The organism is Bacillus sp. B15-48, from assembly GCF_016879755.1.
Classification (GTDB): Bacteria; Bacillota; Bacilli; order Bacillales; family Cytobacillaceae; genus Mesobacillus_B.
Genome location: NZ_WOFU01000002.1, coordinates 57,533 through 79,883, shown reverse-complemented (window position 1 = coordinate 79,883; position 22,351 = coordinate 57,533). Strand labels below are relative to the sequence as shown.

Annotated in this window: 22 protein-coding genes and 1 other annotated feature; of the genes, 10 read left to right on the top strand and 12 right to left on the bottom strand. The window is 38.4% G+C overall.

Annotation, left to right across the window (positions count from 1 at the left end; translation table 11 throughout):
- The first annotated feature begins 90 nt into the window (after window positions 1-90).
- Window positions 91-3,366: a fused isobutyryl-CoA mutase/GTPase IcmF gene (gene icmF / locus GNT69_RS05850; RefSeq protein WP_203554045.1), complete on the top strand. Its 3,276-nt coding sequence runs from the start codon at window positions 91-93 to the stop codon at window positions 3,364-3,366.
- A 192-nt stretch (window positions 3,367-3,558) separates the two neighbouring features.
- Here icmF and GNT69_RS05845 read toward each other — a convergent pair whose 3' ends face one another.
- Window positions 3,559-4,320, bottom strand: coding sequence for an IclR family transcriptional regulator domain-containing protein (locus GNT69_RS05845; protein WP_203554044.1), 762 nt, complete (start codon window positions 4,318-4,320; stop codon window positions 3,559-3,561).
- Window positions 4,321-4,657: 337 nt separating this feature from the next.
- Here GNT69_RS05845 and GNT69_RS05840 point away from each other — a divergent pair, with 337 nt between their 5' ends.
- From GNT69_RS05840 to GNT69_RS05830, 3 genes are all read left to right on the top strand, one after another.
- On the top strand, window positions 4,658-5,725 hold the full coding sequence (locus tag GNT69_RS05840) for an LLM class flavin-dependent oxidoreductase (protein ID WP_203554043.1): 1,068 nt from the start codon (window positions 4,658-4,660) through the stop codon (window positions 5,723-5,725).
- A 167-nt stretch (window positions 5,726-5,892) separates the two neighbouring features.
- Complete coding sequence (locus tag GNT69_RS05835) at window positions 5,893-6,333, top strand: riboflavin kinase (RefSeq protein WP_203554042.1); 441 nt, start codon at window positions 5,893-5,895, stop codon at window positions 6,331-6,333.
- A 34-nt stretch (window positions 6,334-6,367) separates the two neighbouring features.
- Window positions 6,368-6,673: a hypothetical protein gene (locus tag GNT69_RS05830; protein WP_203554041.1), complete on the top strand. Its 306-nt coding sequence runs from the start codon at window positions 6,368-6,370 to the stop codon at window positions 6,671-6,673.
- Window positions 6,674-6,921: 248 nt separating this feature from the next.
- Here GNT69_RS05830 and GNT69_RS05825 read toward each other — a convergent pair whose 3' ends face one another.
- The 7 genes from GNT69_RS05825 to GNT69_RS05795 all read right to left on the bottom strand — a co-directional run bounded on the left by GNT69_RS05825 (window position 6,922) and on the right by GNT69_RS05795 (window position 12,424).
- Window positions 6,922-7,815 (bottom strand): DUF6612 family protein, encoded by an 894-nt coding sequence (locus tag GNT69_RS05825; protein WP_203554040.1) that lies wholly within the window; start codon window positions 7,813-7,815, stop codon window positions 6,922-6,924.
- Between the two features lie 277 nt (window positions 7,816-8,092).
- Window positions 8,093-8,233: a hypothetical protein gene (locus GNT69_RS05820; protein ID WP_203554039.1), complete on the bottom strand. Its 141-nt coding sequence runs from the start codon at window positions 8,231-8,233 to the stop codon at window positions 8,093-8,095.
- A gap of 350 nt (window positions 8,234-8,583) precedes the next feature.
- A complete protein-coding gene (locus GNT69_RS05815) occupies window positions 8,584-8,763 on the bottom strand; it encodes a DUF3896 family protein (protein WP_203554038.1) in 180 nt (59 codons plus the stop codon).
- A 184-nt stretch (window positions 8,764-8,947) separates the two neighbouring features.
- The gene (locus GNT69_RS05810) at window positions 8,948-9,733 is read right to left on the bottom strand and encodes an ABC-2 family transporter protein (protein ID WP_203554037.1); all 786 of its coding nucleotides are present in this window, start codon (window positions 9,731-9,733) and stop codon (window positions 8,948-8,950) included.
- Window positions 9,734-9,737: 4 nt separating this feature from the next.
- Window positions 9,738-10,529 (bottom strand): ABC transporter permease, encoded by a 792-nt coding sequence (locus GNT69_RS05805; protein WP_203554036.1) that lies wholly within the window; start codon window positions 10,527-10,529, stop codon window positions 9,738-9,740.
- Window positions 10,526-11,524 (bottom strand): ABC transporter ATP-binding protein, encoded by a 999-nt coding sequence (locus tag GNT69_RS05800; RefSeq protein ID WP_203554035.1) that lies wholly within the window; start codon window positions 11,522-11,524, stop codon window positions 10,526-10,528. Before GNT69_RS05800 ends, GNT69_RS05805 begins: the two co-directional genes overlap by 4 nt.
- Window positions 11,525-11,701: 177 nt before the next feature.
- On the bottom strand, window positions 11,702-12,424 hold the full coding sequence (locus GNT69_RS05795; RefSeq protein ID WP_203554034.1) for an NAD-dependent protein deacylase: 723 nt from the start codon (window positions 12,422-12,424) through the stop codon (window positions 11,702-11,704).
- A 540-nt stretch (window positions 12,425-12,964) separates the two neighbouring features.
- On the opposite strand from GNT69_RS05795, the gene GNT69_RS05790 reads away from it, so the two are divergent.
- Window positions 12,965-14,173 carry an SEC-C metal-binding domain-containing protein gene (locus GNT69_RS05790; protein ID WP_203554033.1) on the top strand — a complete coding sequence of 403 codons (1,209 nt, stop codon included), beginning with the start codon at window positions 12,965-12,967 and terminating at the stop codon, window positions 14,171-14,173.
- Between the two features lie 50 nt (window positions 14,174-14,223).
- Here GNT69_RS05790 and GNT69_RS05785 read toward each other — a convergent pair whose 3' ends face one another.
- Window positions 14,224-14,673 (bottom strand): c-type cytochrome, encoded by a 450-nt coding sequence (locus GNT69_RS05785; RefSeq protein WP_203554032.1) that lies wholly within the window; start codon window positions 14,671-14,673, stop codon window positions 14,224-14,226.
- Window positions 14,674-14,926: 253 nt separating this feature from the next.
- Window positions 14,927-15,170 (top strand) — a binding site (T-box leader).
- 53 nt (window positions 15,171-15,223) lie between these two features.
- Here GNT69_RS05785 and trpB point away from each other — a divergent pair.
- From trpB to GNT69_RS05760, 5 genes are all read left to right on the top strand, one after another.
- Window positions 15,224-16,408 (top strand): tryptophan synthase subunit beta, encoded by a 1,185-nt coding sequence (trpB, locus tag GNT69_RS05780; protein ID WP_203554031.1) that lies wholly within the window; start codon window positions 15,224-15,226, stop codon window positions 16,406-16,408.
- Complete coding sequence (trpA, locus tag GNT69_RS05775; protein WP_203554030.1) at window positions 16,401-17,171, top strand: tryptophan synthase subunit alpha; 771 nt, start codon at window positions 16,401-16,403, stop codon at window positions 17,169-17,171. The genes trpB and trpA overlap by 8 nt, the downstream gene beginning before the upstream one ends.
- Before the next feature lie 75 nt (window positions 17,172-17,246).
- Entirely contained in the window at window positions 17,247-18,278 is a 1,032-nt protein-coding gene (trpD, locus tag GNT69_RS05770) for an anthranilate phosphoribosyltransferase (protein WP_203554029.1), read from the top strand.
- Window position 18,279: 1 nt separating this feature from the next.
- On the top strand, window positions 18,280-19,011 hold the full coding sequence (locus GNT69_RS05765) for an indole-3-glycerol-phosphate synthase (RefSeq protein WP_203554028.1): 732 nt from the start codon (window positions 18,280-18,282) through the stop codon (window positions 19,009-19,011).
- Window positions 19,008-19,682, top strand: a complete 675-nt coding sequence (locus GNT69_RS05760) for a phosphoribosylanthranilate isomerase (protein ID WP_203554027.1) — start codon at window positions 19,008-19,010, stop codon at window positions 19,680-19,682. Before GNT69_RS05765 ends, GNT69_RS05760 begins: the two co-directional genes overlap by 4 nt.
- A 105-nt stretch (window positions 19,683-19,787) precedes the next feature.
- Here GNT69_RS05760 and GNT69_RS05755 read toward each other — a convergent pair whose 3' ends face one another.
- From GNT69_RS05755 to GNT69_RS05745, 3 genes are all read right to left on the bottom strand, one after another.
- Window positions 19,788-21,218: a hypothetical protein gene (locus GNT69_RS05755; protein ID WP_203554026.1), complete on the bottom strand. Its 1,431-nt coding sequence runs from the start codon at window positions 21,216-21,218 to the stop codon at window positions 19,788-19,790.
- 203 nt (window positions 21,219-21,421) lie between these two features.
- Complete coding sequence (locus GNT69_RS05750) at window positions 21,422-21,604, bottom strand: hypothetical protein (RefSeq protein ID WP_203554025.1); 183 nt, start codon at window positions 21,602-21,604, stop codon at window positions 21,422-21,424.
- Between the two features lie 212 nt (window positions 21,605-21,816).
- On the bottom strand, window positions 21,817-22,281 hold the full coding sequence (locus GNT69_RS05745; protein WP_203554024.1) for a CBO0543 family protein: 465 nt from the start codon (window positions 22,279-22,281) through the stop codon (window positions 21,817-21,819).
- Between the last annotated feature and the right edge of the window lie 70 nt (window positions 22,282-22,351).

Genomic DNA, 22,351 nt, shown 5'->3' with positions numbered 1-22,351 from the left:
AATGATTCATATTTGGTCTTTATGAGTAAATAAATAGTTTTAAAAATTTACATGCTATTCAATATTTATTTTAGAAGGTAGGGGTTTTTAATGGAAACAGAGATTTATCGTCCAAAACATAATGTCCGATTCGTGACAGCGGCTGCTTTATTTGATGGGCATGATGCTTCAATTAATATTATGCGTCGAATCCTTCAAGCATCAGGTGTAGAAGTGATTCACTTGGGACATAACCGCTCGGTGGATGAAGTGGTCAATGCGGCGGTTCAAGAAGATGTCCAAGGGATTGCGATTAGTTCCTATCAAGGTGGACATGTAGAGTATATGAAGTATATGTACGACTTGCTAAAAGAAAAGGGATCAGAGCATATTAAGATTTTTGCTGGTGGTGGCGGGGTTATCGTCCCATCAGAAATTAAGGAATTGCATGACTATGGCATTGCTAAAGTTTTTTCACCGGATGATGGGCGTGATTTAGGATTGCAAGGCATGATTAATCATATGATTCGTGAATCCGATTATCCAACACCTAAACAGCTTGAAAAGGAAATAGCCGGTTTACACGAAAAAAATTGGGGGTCAATCGGAAGATTAATTACATTTGCCGAGGAAAACTTGGTCAATGCGAAATCAAATGAATTTGTATCTGCGGCATTAGAGCAATTGCTTGTTGATGCTCCGACAGTACCTGTTTTAGGGATTACTGGTACAGGTGGTGCTGGGAAAAGTTCACTAACTGATGAGTTGGTCCGCCGATATCTGGATCAATTCCCTGAAAAATCGATTGCGATTATTTCGATTGACCCTTCGAAAATGAAAACAGGAGGAGCTCTTTTAGGTGACCGTATCCGCATGAATGCGATTAATAATCCCCGCGTTTATATGCGTAGTTTAGCGACCCGTGGATCGAAATCTGAGTTAAGTCACGCGACAAGAGAAGCAATTAATGTCGTCAAGGCTGCTGGCTACGATTTTATTATTGTTGAAACAAGCGGAATTGGGCAAGGCGATTCTGACATCGTCGATATTTGTGATTTGTCTATGTATGTAATGACAAGTGAATTCGGTGCTACGACACAGCTTGAGAAGATTGACATGATTGATTTTGCCGATTTAATTGTCATCAACAAATTTGAACGCCGCGGGTCGGAAGATGCATTGCGTGACGTTCGAAAACAATATAAACGCAGCCGTAACCAATTTGAAATAGAAGATGATAAGACACCGGTTTTTGGTACAATCGCTAGCCAGTTTAATGATCCTGGTACAAATGTCTTGTTTGCCAATATGATGAAATTGGTTGAGGAGAAGATTGGTGGCAGCTGGCCAACTGAATTTGATAGTGAGATTAAAAAAGTGACGAAACAAAATTTAATCATTCCCCCAGATCGGACTGGATATTTAGGAGAAATCGTTCAAACCGTTTATCAATACCGCAAATTTTCTGAGGAACAGGTAAATATCGTTCGAAAATTGTACCAATTACGTGGGACAAAAGCACTAATTGTTGATAGGGATACAAGTTCGATGTCAGTGGAAGAAGCACAAATGTTCGCAGCGAAATTAGATGAGATGATTGCTCATTATGAAACCAAACTCCATCCTGAATGCAAAAAACTAGTGGAAGAATGGCCGGAGCTTCGTGAAGCATATCAACAGGATCAACTAGTTACGAAAATTCGCGATAAGGAAATGGTTACTGAATTGTATAGTGAATCTCTATCCGGCAATAAAATTCCTAGAGTGAGTGTTCCGAAATTTGAGGATCCAGCGGAAGTCCTTCACTGGCGACTAAAAGAAAACCTGCCTGGCTATTTTCCGTTTACAGCTGGAGTGTTTCCTTTTAAACGTACGAATGAAGATCCGAAGCGCCAGTTTGCCGGTGAAGGAACACCTGAACGGACGAATCGCCGTTTCCACTTCCTTAGTGAAAACGATGAGGCAAAACGTTTATCGACGGCCTTTGATAGTGTAACATTATATGGCCAAGATCCAGATTTTCGTCCAGATATTTATGGGAAAATCGGAAATAGTGGGGTAAACGTTTGTACGTTAGATGATATGAAAAAGCTTTATAAAGGCTTTGACTTATGTCATCCATCAACAAGTGTGTCGATGACAATTAATGGACCAGCACCGATTATTTTAGCGATGTTCATGAATACTGCGATTGACCAACAAGTTGAGCAATTCGTTGCGAAAAATGGCCGTCAACCAAATGAAACCGAATTTAATGAGATAAAGGACTGGACATTGCAAACCGTACGTGGCACCGTCCAAGCAGATATTTTAAAAGAGGACCAAGGACAGAATACATGTATTTTCTCAACAGAATTCGCTTTAAAAATGATGGGGGATATTCAAAAATACTTTATTGACCACAAAGTGCGAAATTATTATTCAGTGAGCATTAGTGGCTATCATATTGCTGAAGCGGGAGCTAACCCTATCTCTCAATTAGCATTTACGTTAGCGAACGGCTTTACATTTGTTGAATATTATTTAAGCCGTGGAATGAATATTGATGATTTTGCCCCGAACCTATCCTATTTCTTTAGCAATGGGCTAGATCCGGAATACACGGTCATGGGACGTGTGGCTCGGCGAATTTGGGCAACGGTCATTAAAAATAAATACGGTGGTAATGAGCGGAGTCAAAAGTTGAAATACCATATCCAGACATCTGGACGCTCACTGCATGCACAGGAAATGGATTTTAACGATATCCGGACAACTTTGCAGGCATTGATTGCGATTTATGATAACTGTAATTCTTTGCATACAAATGCTTATGACGAGGCAATTACGACGCCAACAGAAAACTCAGTACGTCGTGCAATGGCGATACAAATGATTATTAACAATGAATTGGGCATCGTGAAAAATGAAAATCCAATGCAAGGTGCATTTATCATCGATGAACTGACAGATCTTGTTGAGGAGTCTGTATTAGCAGAATTTAAACGTATTCATGATCGCGGCGGCGTGTTAGGAGCAATGGAAACACAATACCAACGTGGAAAAATTCAAGAAGAATCACTTTATTATGAACATAAGAAACATTCAGGAGAATTGCCTATTATCGGTGTTAATACATTCATCAATCCAAATGTAAATGAAAATGCCTATGAAATCGAATTAGCGCGTTCGACTGAAGAAGAAAAACAGACACAAATTCGCAATTTAAACGAATTCTGGGAAAAAAATAAAAACGAATGTCCAGACGCGCTTCAACGATTAAAACAAGTGGCATTACAAGATGGTAATGTTTTCGAGGAACTAATGGAATGTGTAAAAGTGGCCTCTCTCGGTCAAATTACGAGCGCATTATATGAAGTGGGAGGGCAATACCGAAGGAATATGTAATTTTAATTATCAAGGAGTGAACGTAAGGCGTAATTCCATAAAGGAGTTACGCCTTTTTTTGCATTAGAGGGAAAAGGTTAAGGAGAGGGGCCGATTCGAGAGGAAGCGGCTGAAACTCTCTATGGGTGTACTGTAATCAAATGAATTGGCTATGTTTTCGTTTCTTGGAATATCACTTTCAAGATATCGATACTACAATTCTGTCGAGATGAGATCAGTATAATGACAGGTGTTTTTAACCAACTTTGATAGTGAGTAGTTTTGGATTTCTTCTTTTGGTCCGGCTACTGTAACGGCAGCAATGATTTCGCCAAACTTGTTTTTAATTGGTGCAGCCACTGCTGTAATGTTTAAGACAACCTCTTCATTATCTATATAGTAACCTTGTTGTTTCGTTTGTTTCATCTTCTCTAAAAAGATGGCTGGGTCGGTGATACTGTATTCGGTGTATTTTTTTAACGGTGTTTTTTGTAAAAGTTTTAAGATCATATCCTCATCTAAATAAGCCATTAATACTTTCCCTAGTGCTCCGTAATGTGGGTCCCTAAACCTTCCAATTGTAGAAGTATAGCCGAATCCTTCCCGTGTAGCGCGTTTATCGATATAAATCAGATTGCCACCTTCAAGAATCGCTAACAAAACCGTAAACCCTGTTTCATGATGTAGGGCGCTAAGGTATTGGTTGGCTACATTAATCACCTGTAACCGTCCGAGGACAATTCCTCCGTATTCAAACATTTTCATTCCTAAACAGTATGTAGCATCCTTTTCGTTATAATGAATCAGTCCTAAAGTTTCCATCGTGTATAAAAGGCGATAAGCTGTTGGTTTGGGGATCTCTACCACTTTACAAATATATTCAATGGTTAAATATTGTTGATCATAGGCAAAACAATCTAATATGCTTTTTGCCTTTTCAATCGATTGATTTAATTTAATGTTTACATCTCTCACGGTATAAACCCCCAAATGTGATTTAACATCTTGCTTTTATTTAATAGTAGCTACATCTTCCGTTTTAAACAATAGGAATTTTGATAAAACAGCATTTTTATCCACTATTTCCCTGCATCCGTTTAAATTTATAGGGTAATTCTCATTAAACTTAGGTTTAAAAGTATCGGACTTTTTACTTATTTTATTCAAAAAATATTATTTATCTTTAATAGGAATCTTATAAATTTTCTAACATTTCTATTGTCAATTTAGTGTAAACGCTTTATAATTTGTTTATAAAGTGAATCAGATAATTCACTAAGTGAATCATATAAAATAAAGGAGATGTTTAAACATGAAATTTGGAATTTCTTTTTTCCCAGATAGTCATCCGGAGGATAAATCAGGAGAAGCGTATTACACAGAGGCACTTAATCTTACTGAGGAAGCGGATCAATTAGGTTATCATCATACGAGAATCGTAGAACATTACGAGGATGCGTATGGTGGGTACTCATCTAATCCAAGCATTTTCTTAGCAGCAGCTTCACAAAGAACAAAGAACTTGCGTTTAATCACTGGCTGTGTGCTACCGGTCTTTACACACCCTGTTAAACTAGCACATGAATTATCAATGCTTGATGCAATCAGTGGTGGAAGAGTGGAAGTTGGGTTTGCTCGTGCATTCCTTCCACATGAGTTCAATACCTTTGGTATTCCGATGTCAGAGAGCAATCAGCGTTTCCGTGAAAGCTTAGACGTTATTCAAAGACTATGGACAGAAGATAAAGTTACCCATGCAGGTGAAATGTATAAATTTGAGAATGTATCTGTACTTCCTCGTCCAACTCAAAAGAAAATCCCAACTTGGGTGGCTGCAATCCAAACGGCTGAATCATTTAAGTGGGCTGGAGAAAATGGCCATAACTTGATGGTAGTTCCTTATTTAGCTGACTACGATAAATTGCGTGACAACATTCAATTATATAAAGATGCCTATGAAAATGCAGGACATGGAAAAGTTCAGAAAGATCAAATTCAGATGGCGCTTCATACGTATGTTCGTGAAGATGAACAGCAGGCGATTGAAGAAGGCGAAGGTTATATGAATCATTATGTAAACGTTTTTCTAGAGTCTGCAACAGCTTGGGATAATACAACTTCTGATCAATACAAAGGCTACAATATGATTGCGGATGCTCTTCGTTCAATGACTTATGATCGAGTATTGAGAGAACATCGCGTTGCGATTGGAAACCCAGAAACTGTAACTGAGCGGATGAAAGAACTATCCGAATTTTTCGGTGTACATTTATTCTCGCTTCAAATGAATTTTGGAAATATGAAATATGATCATGCGCTTCAATCTGTCCGCTTATTCGGAAAAGAAGTGATTCCTAAATTGGAAACATTAACTGTTTAATCCAAATATCACCATATTAGGAAGAGGAAGCCCTCTTTAAAAAAAGGGAGGGCTTACCTGTTAACTTTGCTCAATCTCAGCTTGCTCAGAAGTGTGATGCCATTATGGAAGAAATTCCGCCAAAGTAAATAATTAGAATTTTCTATTTAAATAAGAAGGTAAGTGAAATGATGAGAAGGTTTGATCAATTTAGTTTAGTTGTTTTTAATGGAGAGGTTGTCCATGGCCGCCAAGTTGGGAGAACCATTGGGTTTCCTACAGCGAACTTACGTGTTAGTTCCGAAGAACAACTCAATCTGTCAAAAGGGGTATACGCAGTAAATGTTTATCATCAAACCAAGAAGTTTAATGGTGTGATGAATATAGGGTTAAGGCCTACATTTAAAGAAAAAAAGCCAACACTATCAATTGAAGTATATATCCTTGATTTCGAAAAAGACATTTATGGCGAACAATTAATGATTGAAATTGTATCTTTTATACGTGATGAAATAAGGTTTCCATCAATTGAACAATTAAAACAACAACTTAAAAACGATATTGAAAAGGCGAAAACAATGTTTTTATGTGCTGGTCAAACGGATGAAACCTTTTCAATAATTATATAAAGATTTCTAACGTACTTTTGGAGGTGTTTTATGGATGGGAGTTCTGACAGAAAAAGTCTCCAATATGCCGGATATACTTTTTGCAAAACTATGTGATGAAAAATATAAGATTAACAAAGGGGTATTGAATGTAATTGACCTCTGGTTTTATAAAAGAGGAGTCAATGAAATTACCGCTCGAAGAAAAACGATTTTATCCTTTATTGACTATATTCATATCACTGAAAATAACGGTGGAAAAGTGAAATTTGGTCCAGGAGGATTAGCGGTTAAATTAGAAATATTTTGGCAACAGCAAGGTGAAAGATTCAAGAAGGTAGTTAGTCATGCAGGAAAATGAATATATTCCTTCAGCGAAATGGTTATGGGTACTTGGGGTATTTGTATTTTTAATAATTTGGTTGCTAGATAAATAAGGTGCCAATATCGATACATTTAGATCTTTAAAGGTTGTACAAAAGGCACAGCGGTTAGAAGATAAAGATTACCAGTATAGCTAGTTGGAGAAAAAATAGTGGATTGTCGTCTAGGAATGAAAAAAACTGAGTCATTTCCATTTAGGAGATGGCTCAGTTTTTTCATATTCCACTAGTTTTGAATGTTAAAATCGATTTCGGTGGCAGAATCAATAATTTCTTGTGGGATTGTAATTTCATCAAATTCGTTGTACTTAGAATATTCACCGGTTATATATTGAGTGAGTTGAATCGTTTGGTCTTCAACGATTATTTCCATATCCATGTTCATCTCAATTGTACGCGGGAAAAAGGTTTCTTTATCAATGGCAATTTTGTATTTTACTGTATGAATCTTCAAGTCTTCCATCGCATCCATGTCGTCAGCAAATTCGACTGGTAAGGTTTGTTCAATTGTCTCTTGAATCAACTCGTTAAATTGTTCCCCAGACGCTGTTAATAAGAGCAAGTATTCATGTTCATTTTCTTCAAAGGTGAAATCTTCACTAAATTTTTGCAGTCTTTCAATTTCAACGGCAGGATTTGTTTGTTGATCCGAGAGTTGGATCATTTGATTGGTCATTTCCGTAGGCAATTTCATCCATGTACCACCTACTGGATCCTGCATGTAAAAACCGTCTTGTGAAAAATAACTTTCAGTATTTACCGATTCTCCAGCTAGTTCCATAGACATCTTTTGATAAAAGGCAATTGGATCAGAAACGACTTCCATGTGAATGGAAGAATGAATCTCCATATTCTCCTCAGTCTCTTCAGAGGTCACCTCTTGGACTAAATCCATATTCATCGCAAAACTTAGGAGTTGCTCTGAAGCCTGAGCTGATTTTTCAAAAACTTGTTCGATGGTCAATTGGTCGGATGCCGTTTCATTCTCATCGGTTTCAGCTTGTTCCACAGGTCCCGCGTCTACTTGATCTTGGTCTACTTGTTCGGAGTTCCCATTACATGCTGCAAGCAGTAAAAAAACAAGCAGAAACCCACTCATGATCGAAATTTTCTTTTTCAAATTATACACTCCCTTTGTATTAATCTATTTTTATACGAATCAACAACCAAAACGTTTCATTTTTTTACAATTAAGGTAATTATTAGGAAATTTAAAGTTCATTATGATGAGGAAATTCAAGAAATTAAACGTGTCCATTAATTGATGAATTCGGAGATTGACAAGGTCTTACAGGATATGAATCTAACTTAGTAGCTGAATAGCAAAAAAACCCCTGCCACTTTGGTTTCCGTAGCAGGAGTTATTTAACGTCTGTTTCCATTATTTTCACGTCCTTTTAATGTATGGCATGCTTCAAGTATTCATGAAGTTGTTCTTTTGTTAGATTTTTAATAAATTGCTCAATATTCATGGACTCCATTCCATAGTTTTCGCATGCAACGCAATAGCTTTCATATGCTTTTTGATACATTCCCATTCTATTCATCTCCCTTGATTTTTTTACTGTTATATAACAATTAATATAATGTATAATTACTATATAACAGATAAGCGTTGTCGTCAACTATTATTTGAAAAATTCAATGCCGAAAGATGGGTCTATTTTTAACGGAAAATATATGTAAAACTGTCCAATTGAGCTGCGTTTTTGTATTAACAAACGGATAGTAATATGAAGGGAATTGATTTAAAGGAAAGTTAGTTGATTATATAAGGAGGAAGTGCGATGAGATTCACTCACGCAATTAAGATAATTAATGGACTTAAATCGAAAGAGGAACCTGTAGATCATGTACAGATTCCTCCTCTGAAGATAGTGATGTGTTGTTAGTTGATTGAGCCACGCTCATAATGATTCATATCGGTTAATTCAATGATGTACTCGTAATTAACAATTGATTTTTTTAACTCCTCTTTTTCTTCTAACGTTAGTTCCGGGTTATCCATTTTATTGATTAAGTTAAGTTTGATTGCCTCTAATTGTTCTTTCACTTCAGTATATTTCATTTTTACCATCCTTTCTTCCGTAGGATTGTTCCGGTGATTTGTCAAAGATAGTGAAAACGCTTTCTTTATCTACTTTTATTATAAAAGATAAAAGCGAGTAACGACCATGATTAGTATTAAAATTTTGTGAAATTTAAAAGAGACAGGGGAAGTTCATTCGAATTCCCACTGTCCCTATGAATTTTTAATTCCCAGCTCCACGATATTTTTTTACCCCGCTATTCCATAGAAAAACGGCGATACAAAAGAAAACAATGCCCATCACAGGAGTTAAAAACGCATAAATATACCATTCTTCTCGCTTAAGGAAGTAAGCGGCAGGATAAACGCCGACAAAGGCGAACGGTAAAATCCAGGTTAACACAAAGCGAATGACGCGGTGATAAATATCAACAGGATAGCGTCCGTAATTGCCGATATTGTACATCATTGGCATAATATCGGTTCGACTATCTGACCAAAATCCGATACTGGCGATGCTTATAAATATTCCGGCGTAAATAAATGATCCGCCCACGACCATAAAAATAAAAATCAACCCATCATACCAAGTGAAGGTTAATCCTAGGTTCATTGCTGCATAGCCCATAATCACAATCCCCGTAATAACCCCGAATAAAGATTCAAGTTCCATCCGTTCCATAATAATTTGGAATAGACTATGTACTGGGCGAGTTAAAACCCGGTCCATTTCTCCTTTGACAATATAGCGTTCATTAAAGTCCCAAATGTTAAAAAACGCTGAAAAAATCGCATAAGGAACAAGGAAAAATCCATAAATAAAAATAATTTCTTCACGGTTCCAGCCGCTTAAAAAAGAGGTATGACCAAATACGACTAAAATAAAAATCAAATTCACTGCTTGAAACAAGAAATCCGAAAAGATTTCCACCACAGTATCGACACGATACGTTAGTCTTGTTTTTAAGTATTGAGAGGCATATTGAAAGAACATTGAAACGTAAAACACTCTCCTAGCCTCCTTGAACAATTAAATGTTTTTTTGCAAGTAACCATAATAGTTTAATTGGAATCAGTAAGATTAACACCCAGAATACTTGCAGAAATACTGCGTGATAAATTTCCTGACCGACAAAGCCTTCGGTGAAAATCATACTAGGGATATAGCTGATTGCTTGAAACGGGAAATATGCCATGATGGTTTGTGCCCACAACGGATAAAAGGAAATTGGAAGCAACAGCCCTGAGAATAAATCGATGACGACCCGTTTCGCGCGAATTAATCCGGTGTTATTAAATAAAAAGAATGTCATCAGCCCGGTAAGTAAGTTGATTTGAGTATTGACGATAAAACTAAACACGAGTGAAAGAAGGAAAAACATCCACGTCGTTAAACTAGACGAAAAGCTAATTGGGAATATGAAGGAAACAATGATCATTCCTGGGACAGAGAAAAACAATAGGCGAAAGAGTCCTTCTCCAAGAGCCTGCATCGTCTTCATCCCTAAATAATTATAGGGGCGAATCATTTCGATTGCTACTTTACCGTCTTGAATTTCCGCAGCAATTTCGCGGTCAATATTATTAAAATAAAACGCTCTCGCCATCCAAGCCACAGCCACATAGGTGGTCATTTGCAAAACGGACAATCCTTGTATTTCCTCATTGCTTCCATAAATTGCCGCCCATAAAAAATAATAGGCGCCAATGTTAATGCTATAAATCAAAATGCCGCTATAATAGTTCGTCCGGTAAGCAAGCATCATTAAAAAGCGAATTCGAATCATCTCAAAATACATAGTCATGCAAGCGCCATTCCTTCTTCGTAAATCTTGCGGACAATTTCTTCCGTTGATACTTCATTAATTCGGATATTTTTAATTGGGTTCTTTTGAACTACTTCACTAATTAATTGGGAAACGTGGCGTTCATCGCCATTGACGTAGGCAAGCCAAGAAGTGGCATTTTTTTGTTCCCATTGAACATTTACTTGGTAAGGAAGAGTGTGGCGTGTAACTTCGGTCAAAAAGTCAAATTCAATTTGTTTCCCTTCAACTGCCTGTCCTTGCAGCTCATTGAGTTTCCCGTCATAAATAATTTTTCCTTCATCTAATAAAACGACCCGTTCACAGAGAGCCTCGATATCGGTTAAGTCATGTGTCGTTAATAGAATGGTTGTTTTATATTGTTCATTGATTTCTTTAAGAAACTTACGAATCTTTAATTTTACTAAAACATCCAAGCCAATTGTCGGCTCGTCTAAAAACAGGAGGGGAGGATTATGGATAAGCGCAGCCGCTAACTCACAGCGCATCCGTTGCCCAAGTGATAGTTTTCGTACGGGTTTATCTAATAAAGGGGCAATTTCTAAAGTTTCGATCACATGGCCCATGTGGCGGTTATAATCTTCATCTGATACACGATAAACCTTCTTTAATAATCTAAAAGATTCTTGAACAGCAATATCCCACCATAGCTGTGACCGTTGTCCGAACACGACACCGATGGTGCGTACGAACTCCTCTCGTTGTTTATGCGGGTTCATTCCATTAACTACAATTGAACCAGAGGTTGGTGTCAGAATTCCAGTCAACATTTTAATCGTCGTTGATTTCCCAGCTCCGTTTTCTCCAATATAGCCGACCATTTCACCTTGTTTGACATTTAAGGAAATCCCGTCGACCGCTGCTAGTACTTTATAATTTCTTGTAAACAAGTCTCGGAAAGCTCCGCTTAAACCAGCCCGGCTTGAGTACGCCTTAAATTCTTTTCGTAAATTTTGAACTTCAATAACGTTCATGTAAAATCCCCCTAATAGACTTACTCAAAAAGACACACCAAGTTACATTTTACACAAAACTTACGTATAACGCGAGGATAACACTACAGCAGCTACGTACCGAATATTTTGTTTCACAAAATGTTCCACAGGACGAAATAAGCCCCTTTGATAAAATTCCATAGGGGCCTTAGCAGTTCATGATGATTTTATTTCTTGATCCAATTCAACTAAAACTTTGCCAATTTCCATCCCGTTGATTACTTCATCTGCATACATGTCAAAATCAGTTGGTTCCATATTGATGATGACTAATTTGGCTCCATTTTCCTTTGCGATGAGAGGGAATTGGTTGGCAGGTGATACGGTTAAAGAAGAGCCCATCACAATAAATAGTTCGGCTTTATTAGCCTCTTCAAATGCAAATTGAAAGGCTTCTTCTGGCAGTGTTTCTCCAAATAAGACAACGGATGGGCGTAATACTCCACCACATTTGCAATAATATTCCTTTTTTACATATTCTTCGCTATCATAAACGGTTCCACACGACTGGCAATGAATGGTTCTCAACGTTCCATGTAATTCAGCAACACGCTGGCTTCCAGCTGATTGATGAAATCCATCGACATTTTGGGTAATGATTGATTGAATCCTTCCTGACTGTTCCCACTTTGCTAAAATGTGGTGCCCTTGATTTGGTTGATAGGCTTTTACACTCAAGACGCGCTCGCGATAAAAAGCGATAAAATCTTCAACATGATGATTTAATGCAGCTGTGCTTGCGAGTTTACTTGGGTCCTTCTGTTTCCATAATCCCTTGTTTGCCGAGCGGAAATCAGGTAAGCCGCTTTCGGTAGACATGCCTGCACCAGTAAAAACAACCGTATAATTGGATTTATTTAGCGAATTTTTTAAAAACAATCTTTAAATTCCTCCTATTTAATGTTAAATTATAAACTGGTATCTCTTTCTAATCCATCATACCAGAAGATAGGTTGAGGAAAAATGGACTCATGAAAACTTACTATGATAGATAAGTCATAAAGACCATCTATTTCGACGGATCTTCCTAAGAACCCGCAAAAACCCCTAATAATCAACAAAATTCTAGTGGAAAATAAAAAGTTTTATAATTTATTGTCATTTCTTGCGCTTGCCTGGGAAATAAATTGTCGCGAACATTCTTCAAATTTTTTTCAGACAGAATGACTTTCCTTTGTCCTCTAATTCTTTCACACCCTCTTAAAGAAATAATCAGATTGAGCAAGTAGTTTGAGATAAAAATTTTCATCGCAGATTAACTGGCAGCAGTGGGGGATGAAGAACCACCCCTCTGATGGAGGTTACGCTTTATGATACAATGAGTTCTGTCGGTTTTGTCTCAAAGAAGAGAGACAAAGCTAGTTGAACGAGGCTGATGAGCCTCTTTTTTAAGCAAACTTGAAACAAAAAGGTGGAAAAATGGATAATAAACAAACACTAAATGCGCTAACAAATGCTTTAGATGGACTAAAAGAAACGACTAAGAGAAATCAGGAGAGATGGCACCAAAAAGTGTGGAGTGAGATTTCAATTCCATTGACTCTCCATGAGGGGCTTACAAAGCAAACAAAATCTGAACTAGATGGAATTCGAAAACGGCTAGAAATTAAAAATGCCAGCAGTTTAAAAAAAGCGGAGCTTGTCCATTTACTGGCAGAAAAGCTACCTGAATCAATAGAGAATGTATTTTCTGTATTTGACCAGGAAAGTTATAATGTCATCACTCAAATCATTCGTGAAAATGGCTTGATTAAGGCACCAGTTTTTGAACAACATAAAATCGACTACTACCGTAGCTTTGGGTTTATTTTTACAGGAACTTATAATGAGAAACAGGTGTTCGTTGTCCCAGAGGAAATGGTTAAGCAATTAGAAACTCTCGTAAAAACAAACGAATTTCAAGCTATGGTTAAAAGAAATACAGACTGGATTCAACTTACCCATGGGTTGCTTTACTATTATGGGGCGCTGACCGTAAATGATTTATTTAGCTTATTAGAAAAATATATCGGGAGTCCAGTTGACTCGCGACAATATTACTCTGTCATCGAACATGCGATTTCATACTATAAAAACATGAGAATAGATGAGCATGGTTTCTCTAATATAAGAGTATTTGATTCGGGGAGAGTGCTAAAAGAGCAGCAAATGCGAAAGATGTTAAATTATTTCCCATTATCCAAAAAACAATTAATCAAGGCTGGGAATGCTGATTTTGTGGAGAAAAATGGAAGTTTTATAAACCTTGTTTCACATCTAACTAAGAACTATAATCTCCCTGAGCAAGTAGCGGAACAAATTGCCGAAGAGAGTGTGTATGCCACGAGGATTGGGGAAAGTCCAAATGCGATTCTCCAATTTCTAAGCCAACGATTGGTCTTTGATTCGATCGAAGAAATCCGTGAAGTTATGGACAGAGTCGTTGGTTTAATGAACAACACAAGGCAATGGTTTTTAAAAGGATATACTTCAAATGAGCTGGCAATGCAGGAAAAAAAAGCATTACGGTCGCTTCCATCAGTTAAAAAAGACAATTTAATCGATATGCGAACGAAAAAGAAAATTGGAAGAAATGACCTGTGCCCATGCAACAGCGGAAAAAAATATAAGAAATGCTGCGGGAAATAATCAAAAGGGAGGAGACGGTTCCACAACGATCGTGGACCGTCTCTTTTTGGTTAATTTTGTTCCGCTGCTATTCGCAACGCTTCAATAATTTGTGCTCTTTCTTCGTCACTGAGAGGATTTCCTTCGATTACGGAAGTCATGACCGCTGAGGTAGGTTGTTGTAAATATTCATCCAACGGCTTCCCATGTTTACCTTCCACATTTAAATACGAATTTGAAAGGTCTGGGCCTGTTGCACCACCTTGCAAATTCAAAGCCGATACAGAATGGCAGGAAATACAGCTTTTCTCATTTAAAATTTGACTTCCTTCTCCGATTTCCTCTTCACTTGTCGGGGGAAGAAGGTCTTCGGCAGCATGATTCTCTCCTTCTTCAGCAGGAGTTTGTCGTTCAGTTGACTCAGTCTCTTCTGTCGTCCGATCATCTCCCGCTGTGAAAAAGAGGTAGCCTAATCCAAATCCAATCAATAAAGTAATGAAAAAGACAATAACGTTACGCAAAAAGACCCTTCCTTTCCGAAATGCATGTTTGTTGATACCATTTCCAATAAAGTGATGTAATTGTATGTTAGGCCGTGTTTTTAGTTTATTCTCGATTTTTACATTCATACTAATCGAACAGATGAAGAAGTGGAAAACGCTAATCAAATTGTGACGATGTATCTGTGAAATCAGAAAAGGTGCTACACAGGGGAAGTGAAGGGGAGAAATTTGTAGACAAGTTCAGAAGCAAATGATAAAATATTCGTAAAATTAGAAACCGATGATCAAGAGTAGTAAGAATAATGACTTGTACAAAGAGAGCCGCGCTTGGTGAGAAGCGGTTACAAAGAATATTCTGAATGGACTTGTGAGGGAAGGCTGAACTCTTTTGAAAGTAGGCACTTACGGAACCTGGCCGTTATCAGCAGGATGTATATGTTATGTATACAAGAATGAGTGGGCGTTTTACGTCAATTTGGGTGGTACCGCAGAAGCAAAAAGCTTTTGTCCCTATTTTTGGGGATAAAGGCTTTTTTTATTTTATTTTTTTAGAAGGAGATTGAAGCAAATGTCAAAAGGAAGATTTGGAATCCACGGTGGGCAGTTTATTCCAGAGACACTAATGAATGCCATCAATGAACTAGAGAGTGCGTATAATTACTACAAGAAGGATTCGGAATTTATTGAGGAGTTCACTCGTTTGCTCAATCAATATGCTGGTCGTCCGTCACTTTTCTATTTTGCAGAAAAAATGACGGAAGATCTCGGCGGAGCGAAGATCTATTTGAAACGTGAAGATTTGAATCATACAGGTTCTCATAAAATCAATAATGTTCTAGGTCAAGTGCTTCTGGCGAAACGAATGGGAAAAGCACGGGTAATTGCTGAAACAGGTGCAGGACAACATGGTGTAGCTACGGCAACAGCCGCTGCGCTATTAGGGTTAGAATGTGAGATTTTTATGGGGAAAGAGGACACGGATCGACAGGCTCTCAATGTATATCGAATGGAGCTTCTCGGTGCGAAAGTACATGCGGTTACGAGCGGGACACAAACATTAAAAGATGCGGTAAATGAAACGATGCGTGAATGGACACAACGTGTTCATGATACACATTATGTACTTGGCTCTGTCATGGGTCCGCATCCTTTTCCGACAATTGTTCGTGATTTTCAAAGTGTAATTAGCCGAGAAATTAAACAACAAATGTTGGAGTTGGAAGGAAGACTTCCTGATGCGGTCCTTGCATGTGTCGGGGGAGGCAGCAATGCCATTGGAGCCTTTTATGATTTTATCGAAGATGAAGATGTTCGCTTAATCGGTTGTGAAGCAGCAGGTCTAGGCGTAGAAACGCAAAAAACAGCTGCAACGATCGCAGCAGGTACATTAGGGATTTTTCACGGAATGAAGTCTTATTTCTGTCAAGATGAATACGGACAGATTGCACCAGTCCATTCCATTTCGGCTGGACTTGACTATCCGGGAATCGGACCTGAGCATGCGGCCCTCCATGATAAAGGTAGAGCAGAATACGTGCCGGTTACCGATGATGAAGCGGTGGAGGCGTTTGAATATTTATCACGTATGGAAGGGGTTATTCCTGCCATTGAGAGTGCACATGCCATTGCATATGCAAAAAAGCTTGCTCCGACAATGAGTCAAGACCAAGTAATGGTGATTTGTTTATCGGGAAGAGGAGATAAAGACGTTGCGGCAATTGCGCGCTACAAAGGGGTGCAAATTCATGACTAACTTACAACAAGTATTTTCAAATGGCAAGGCGTTTATCCCATTTATAACGGCTGGTGATCCTTCATTAGAAATAACCGAACAATTGGTTATTGAAATGGCGGAAGCCGGGGCAGATTTAGTTGAGCTCGGAATTCCATTTTCCGACCCAATTGCAGAAGGTCCGGTTATTCAGGAGGCTGATGATCGAGCACTTGCTGCGGGTACAACAACGGATAAAATTTTTGCTATGGTGAAGCGAATCCGTCAAACATGTGATGTTCCCATTGCTTTTATGACTTATATTAATCCGGTTTTTACGTATGGAGCGGAGAGGTTCATGAAAAATTGTCGAGAAGCGGGGGTACAAGCATTAATTGTTCCAGACCTGCCGTTTGAAGAAAAAGAGGAACTCCTTCCATTTTGTTTACAATATGGGGTTACCTTTATTTCTATGATTGCTCCAACATCAAATGACCGCATCCGCATGATTGCAAATGAAGCAGAAGGGTTCATTTATTGTGTATCATCAATGGGCGTTACTGGTGTCCGTAGGGAAATTGGAAATGATGTCGAAAAAATGATTAAAATCGTCAAAGAAGTGAAAGATATTCCGTGCGCAATCGGCTTTGGCATTTCGTCTCCTGAACAGGCAGAAAAAATGGCGCAGTTCTCTGATGGAGTCATTGTTGGAAGTGCGATTGTCAGAATCATTGGACAATATGGTTCAGACTGTGTACCACATGTGAGAGAGTATGTGCAATCGATGGTCGCTGCAATTCGCTAATGGAAAAAAGTTCATTCTTTTAAGGAGCAACGTCAAATTATGATTGAACAAAAATAGCCAATGGGAGAGATGACGATGATTAAAGATGTCTTGCAAAAATTAACAGAAAGAAAAGACTTAACGTCAGAAGAAGCCTATCGTTTAATTGTGGCCATCAATAATGATGAATTAAGTGAAGTACAGATTGCTGGCTTTCAAGTGGCATTATTAATGAAGGGGCCGACATTAACGGAAATTTCGGCGATTGCTCAGGCGATGCGCGATCATTGTGTTCCAATCCGTCCGAACATTAATGAAGAATGTATGGATACTTGTGGTACCGGTGGTGGACTAAGTACTTTTAATATCTCCACTTCTGTTGCGTTTGTTGCAGCAGCTGCTGGGATTCCAATCGCAAAGCATGGCAGTCGTTCGATCTCAAGTCTGTCTGGAAGTGCAGATGTGTTAGAAGCATTGAATGTAGAAATTAATTTAACGCCTGATGCTGTTGAAAAGCTTATTGAAGACATTGGGATGTCCTTTCTATATGCACCACTATACCATCCAGTAATGGGCAAGGTATTGCCTCCAGAAAAAGATTTGGGCATAAAGACAATCTTTTATACGATTATTGGGCCACTAATTAATCCAGCAAGAGCGACTAAGCATGTTTTAGGTGTTTATAAACCAGAGTTGTTGGATACTGTATCTCAAGTTGCCTTATCTTTAGGTTATAAGCATGCATTATTTGTTCATGGATTGGATGGTTTGGATGAAATTTCTCTCTTAGGGAAAACGAGAATAAATGAATTAAAGAATGGTAAAATATCAACTTATGAAATTGCACCAGAAGATTTTGGGATGTCCCGCTGTACGCTTGATGAAATTTCCACGGGAACGCCAGAAGAAAATGCCAATATGATTAGAAATGTTTTCTCAGGAAAAGACAAAGGACCTCGACGTCAGGCCGTTGTTATCAATGCGGCAGGCGCTCTAATGATCGGTGATAAGGCAAGTTCTTTTGCGGAGGGAATTGAACTGGCCAATGATATTATTGACAGTGGCGCAGCCGAGCGGAAACTAAAGGAATTGATTACGGCTTCAAATGATTTAAAAGTGGTGAAATAACATGGAAATGAACAAGAATTCTCAATCAAGAAAATGTACGAACCTTTTATGGGACAAGTATCGAACAGGAGTGACACCGGTTATTCCGGATATTAAGTGTAAATCACCAGGTGAAGGTGATTTGATGGTTGGGAGGGACCCGGTTGTTTTGGCAAAAAGCTTAGCAGCCGCCGGTGCCCCTGTTCTTTCAGTTGTGACTGAATCCGAACACTACGGGGGTTCTTTAGAAATGCTGCAGCAAATTGCTAAAGCTGTCGACGTACCTGTTTTGCGCAAGGATTTTATTAAAACAAAAGAGCATTTACAGGAAAGTGTTGAGTATGGAGCAAGCGCGGTCCTGCTCATTTCTTCTATTTTAGAAAAGGATCAGCTTTATAAACTGATTGATGAAGCGAATTCACTTGGGTTAGAACCGTTAGTCGAAACTCATAATGAAGAAGAAATTCAAGCGATTAAAAAAGAACAGTTGACATTTCTCGGGATTAACAACCGGAACATTCTTGTATGGGAAATGGATGATGGGAATGTCAATACGACGGAAAAACTGGCACATTTTGTCCCGGAAAATACATTTGTGTTGAGTGAAAGTTCAATCGCTTCTGCCGCTGATGTGATCCGAGCAACGTCGGCTGGTGCTCATGGTGTGTTAGTCGGTACAACGATCTTAAAAGCAAAAGATCCGGTCGCAATGTATCAAGAGCTAACTGTTCCTTGGGGGCAAAACAAAAGATGACAAGAGTAAAAATCTGCGGCTTAATGACCGATCAAGATGTAAAGGCATGTGTTCAAGCAGGCGTGCATATGGTTGGCTTTGTCGTTGATTACCCAACTTCTGTTCCGTGGAATTTAACAGTAGAAGAAGCGAGGAAATTAATTCAAAACGTACCGCCATTTGTTAGTACTTGTGTCGTAACGGGTGGTTCCGTTGACAAAATATTGGGCGTTGTAGAGAAAACACGTCCGAATGTTGTTCAATTGCATTATAAAGAAAAACTTTCTGAAGTTAGTGAAATTGCCGATCAATTACAGAAAGATGGCATCAAAACGATAAAAGCTTTGCGAATCGATAAAGATGGAAATTGTGATTTTGAGATTAAAGATCCGACTCAGGCCGTCGAGGCACTCTCTAATACGGGCATTTCTGCTCTTTTAGTTGATACTTATACTGAATCAATGCCAGGCGGGACAGGGGTATTGGTGAACTTGTCCACCTTTCAAATGATTCAAAAACAAAGCAGCTTACCTGTTATCATGGCTGGTGGGCTTAAACCGACAAACATTAAAGGGCTCATTGGTGAAGTTCATCCTTATGCAGTCGATGTTTTGACAGGTGTGGAAGAAAAACCTGGTCAGAAGAATGTAGATAAGATTTTCCAATTTGTAAGTAGCTGTCGAGATGCATAAAGATGAGCGCTATTTGACAAACATTACAGGTTTCCAAACATGTAGCCCCCTTTCATATAAGGGGGCAAATTTATTGAAATAAGAATTTTGTGTTAGTTACTATTTTTAGAAGAGCCATAACCCAATTAGAGTTGATAAAATTAAGCCAATCATCACTGGGAAGAAGCTTTTACGGACAAGCTCCATGACAGGGACTTTTGCGAAGCCCGCGACTGCGACGAGCGAGGACCAAGCAATTAATGTTCCACCACCGACCCATATCGAGCCCATTTGACCAATAGCCGATAATGTTTCTGGATCGACACCAACGCTAGTACCTAAAGCACCGGAGAGAGATCCGACTAGAGGCAAACCGGAAAATCCGGAACCATCCAACCCAGTAATCATTCCAATTAAAAGAATCCCGAACCCCGCGATAAATGTGCTCTCAGGAATGAATTGCTGACCAGAAACAACTAAGTCAAATAAAAAGGACGGGGATTCTTCTGCATTCATACCTAAAATTTTACCTGACAATTCGCTGCTGCCAATAAAGAAAAAGCCAGCAATTGGAATAACAGGCCCCATCGCTTTAAAAGCAAATAAGAAGCCTTTTATAAGGTTGTCGCTCACTTGATTCAAAGACGAACGAAAGTTTTTAACCATGGACGCAGCAATTAAAAGCAGGGCTGAAGCACCGCCAATTAAAGCCGCTCCAGTTCCGCCCTCAACTGATGCATTCATACCGGAAAATTTCGCGAGAAACATGTAAAGAATAATGATAAGAAATGTTAGGGGAACAAGGAAGGCAAAGAGTAAGCTGTATTTACTTTTGTTTGTATCAACCATTTCGTTCGCTTCATTCTTTTGTTCAGCGGATTGATCAAGTTTCTCCCAAGCGATAAGATGATCAATGGAAGGTTTTAAAATCCATTTTCTTAATGATAGATAAGCGATCAGGATGGCAGTGATCCCTGTAATGATGGATAATACGAATGCTCGGTCAGCAACGGTACTCACATCCACGCCCGCAGCAGACGCTGTTAATGTAGGTGCAATTTGAATAATGTAATCAGAGGATAGAGCCATCCCTTGACCAGCTAAGGAAATCGCGATGGCTGCCCCTATTGGTGGAAGTCCAGCTCGAATCGCAACGGGAATGAGTAAGGCACCAACTAGAGGGACAGCAGGGGTTGGCCAAAAGAATAAGGAGATTGCATACGTAACGAAGATGAGAGTCCAAAAGGAAATATGGCCATTTTTCATTACACGTTGAAACGGAGTAATCATCTGTTGATCTGTTCCAAGTGATTTTAACGAGTGTAGTAACGCGGTCATGATCGTAATGATGAGGAAGATATTAAATAATTCTCCAGCGGCAATTAAACTCGCATTAAAGATTGTTTGCAAACCGACCGTTAAGGACCCAGTGAAAACCCAGCCTACTAAAAAGGTAACGATAATCGAAGGTACTACCACATTTTGCCGCAGCAGCATCGTTACAATAATGATACAGGTTCCAATTAAATACATCCAATGGGCTGCAGTTAATTCCATATATATAAAACCTCCTATTATTCTGAATAGCAACCTAATAATTGTTAAAATAGTCTATGCTATCGTTTGGGCGGAGGTGAAGAGGATTTGGAGGAGTTGAACTTTCGCTGAGGGCTTGCCTTAGTTTAAGAAATGATAAAAGTATCATATAGGCTTGTATCCTTCTGAAAGGAGTACAAGCCTATCACTTTTTACGACATAGGTTATTTGTCCTTTTCTTCCTCTAGTCTTTGCAATGCGTTGCTATATGCTTCAATCTCTGTTGTTCCGGAGCCATTGACTGAGATATTATTTTTAAGGTTTGTTATGACGACCTCGTATACATTATCCTCAAGTTGATAGGTCACTGTCTCAAAGTTTCCAGATGAATCGTTATGATGTTCCATCTTTTTCACCTCCTTAATTACTTTAGTACATTCGCTGGATACGAAAAAAATTCCTATTGAAATTATGTTCTTAAACATCTGTCTTGATTCGACAAAATGATTTGCAAAAAAAGTAAGCTCCATCCAATTTGAAACCGGATGGAGCTTACTTTTTCCTATTAGTGATAAAACATGATATTGAAACAAAACCGTTAGCACCGCTGTGAAAATGATTAGGCTCTCAAGAGAATAACAAAGCGATAGATTCGATATGAGAGATGTAATACAGCAAACATGGATAGCCAACTCCAGTACCAATGCCAATTCACATACTCAATATTATTTGTAAATATCTCTAAAAGGACTTCACCAATCGTTAACAATGAGACGATTACGCTCGTGTATATAAATACTTTCCAAACAGATTGATTCTTCGGATAATGAATATTAAATAAACCGCTTACAATTGGAAAGATAAAATATTCAAAAGTAAAACTTGCTTTCGTTGCGTCATCAAAGAAACGGACTGGATAGGTGATTAAGTTTAGTTCAACGACAATTAGTCCAAGTGGCCAAGTTAACAATTGCATGACAAGGATACCTATGATTGCTTGCTGAATCTTTGATTTAGGAACGAAACAGAAAAATAAGAACATGCCAATTGCCCAAGAAAGATATTCGATATACGTCTCTATCATGCTGATCACAACTTTCAGTTTTAAGTCTAAATATTCTGTTAATTTTAAATAATTTTACTATATTAGACCT

Coding starts and splice junctions, on each gene's coding strand:
- GNT69_RS05840 (WP_203554043.1), top strand. CDS start 4,658: ATGAAATTTGGAATTTCTTTTTTCCCAGATAGTCATCCGGAGGATAAA.
- trpA (WP_203554030.1), top strand. CDS start 16,401: ATGACTAACTTACAACAAGTATTTTCAAATGGCAAGGCGTTTATCCCA.
- GNT69_RS05790 (WP_203554033.1), top strand. CDS start 12,965: ATGGATAATAAACAAACACTAAATGCGCTAACAAATGCTTTAGATGGA.
- icmF (WP_203554045.1), top strand. CDS start 91: ATGGAAACAGAGATTTATCGTCCAAAACATAATGTCCGATTCGTGACA.
- GNT69_RS05815 (WP_203554038.1), bottom strand. CDS start 8,763: ATGAAATATACTGAAGTGAAAGAACAATTAGAGGCAATCAAACTTAAC.
- GNT69_RS05765 (WP_203554028.1), top strand. CDS start 18,280: ATGGAAATGAACAAGAATTCTCAATCAAGAAAATGTACGAACCTTTTA.
- GNT69_RS05760 (WP_203554027.1), top strand. CDS start 19,008: ATGACAAGAGTAAAAATCTGCGGCTTAATGACCGATCAAGATGTAAAG.
- trpB (WP_203554031.1), top strand. CDS start 15,224: ATGTCAAAAGGAAGATTTGGAATCCACGGTGGGCAGTTTATTCCAGAG.
- GNT69_RS05800 (WP_203554035.1), bottom strand. CDS start 11,524: ATGAACGTTATTGAAGTTCAAAATTTACGAAAAGAATTTAAGGCGTAC.
- GNT69_RS05755 (WP_203554026.1), bottom strand. CDS start 21,218: ATGGAATTAACTGCAGCCCATTGGATGTATTTAATTGGAACCTGTATC.
- GNT69_RS05830 (WP_203554041.1), top strand. CDS start 6,368: ATGGGAGTTCTGACAGAAAAAGTCTCCAATATGCCGGATATACTTTTT.
- GNT69_RS05750 (WP_203554025.1), bottom strand. CDS start 21,604: ATGGAACATCATAACGATTCATCTGGAAACTTTGAGACAGTGACCTAT.
- GNT69_RS05820 (WP_203554039.1), bottom strand. CDS start 8,233: ATGGGAATGTATCAAAAAGCATATGAAAGCTATTGCGTTGCATGCGAA.
- GNT69_RS05805 (WP_203554036.1), bottom strand. CDS start 10,529: ATGACTATGTATTTTGAGATGATTCGAATTCGCTTTTTAATGATGCTT.
- GNT69_RS05835 (WP_203554042.1), top strand. CDS start 5,893: ATGATGAGAAGGTTTGATCAATTTAGTTTAGTTGTTTTTAATGGAGAG.
- GNT69_RS05745 (WP_203554024.1), bottom strand. CDS start 22,281: ATGATAGAGACGTATATCGAATATCTTTCTTGGGCAATTGGCATGTTC.
- trpD (WP_203554029.1), top strand. CDS start 17,247: ATGATTAAAGATGTCTTGCAAAAATTAACAGAAAGAAAAGACTTAACG.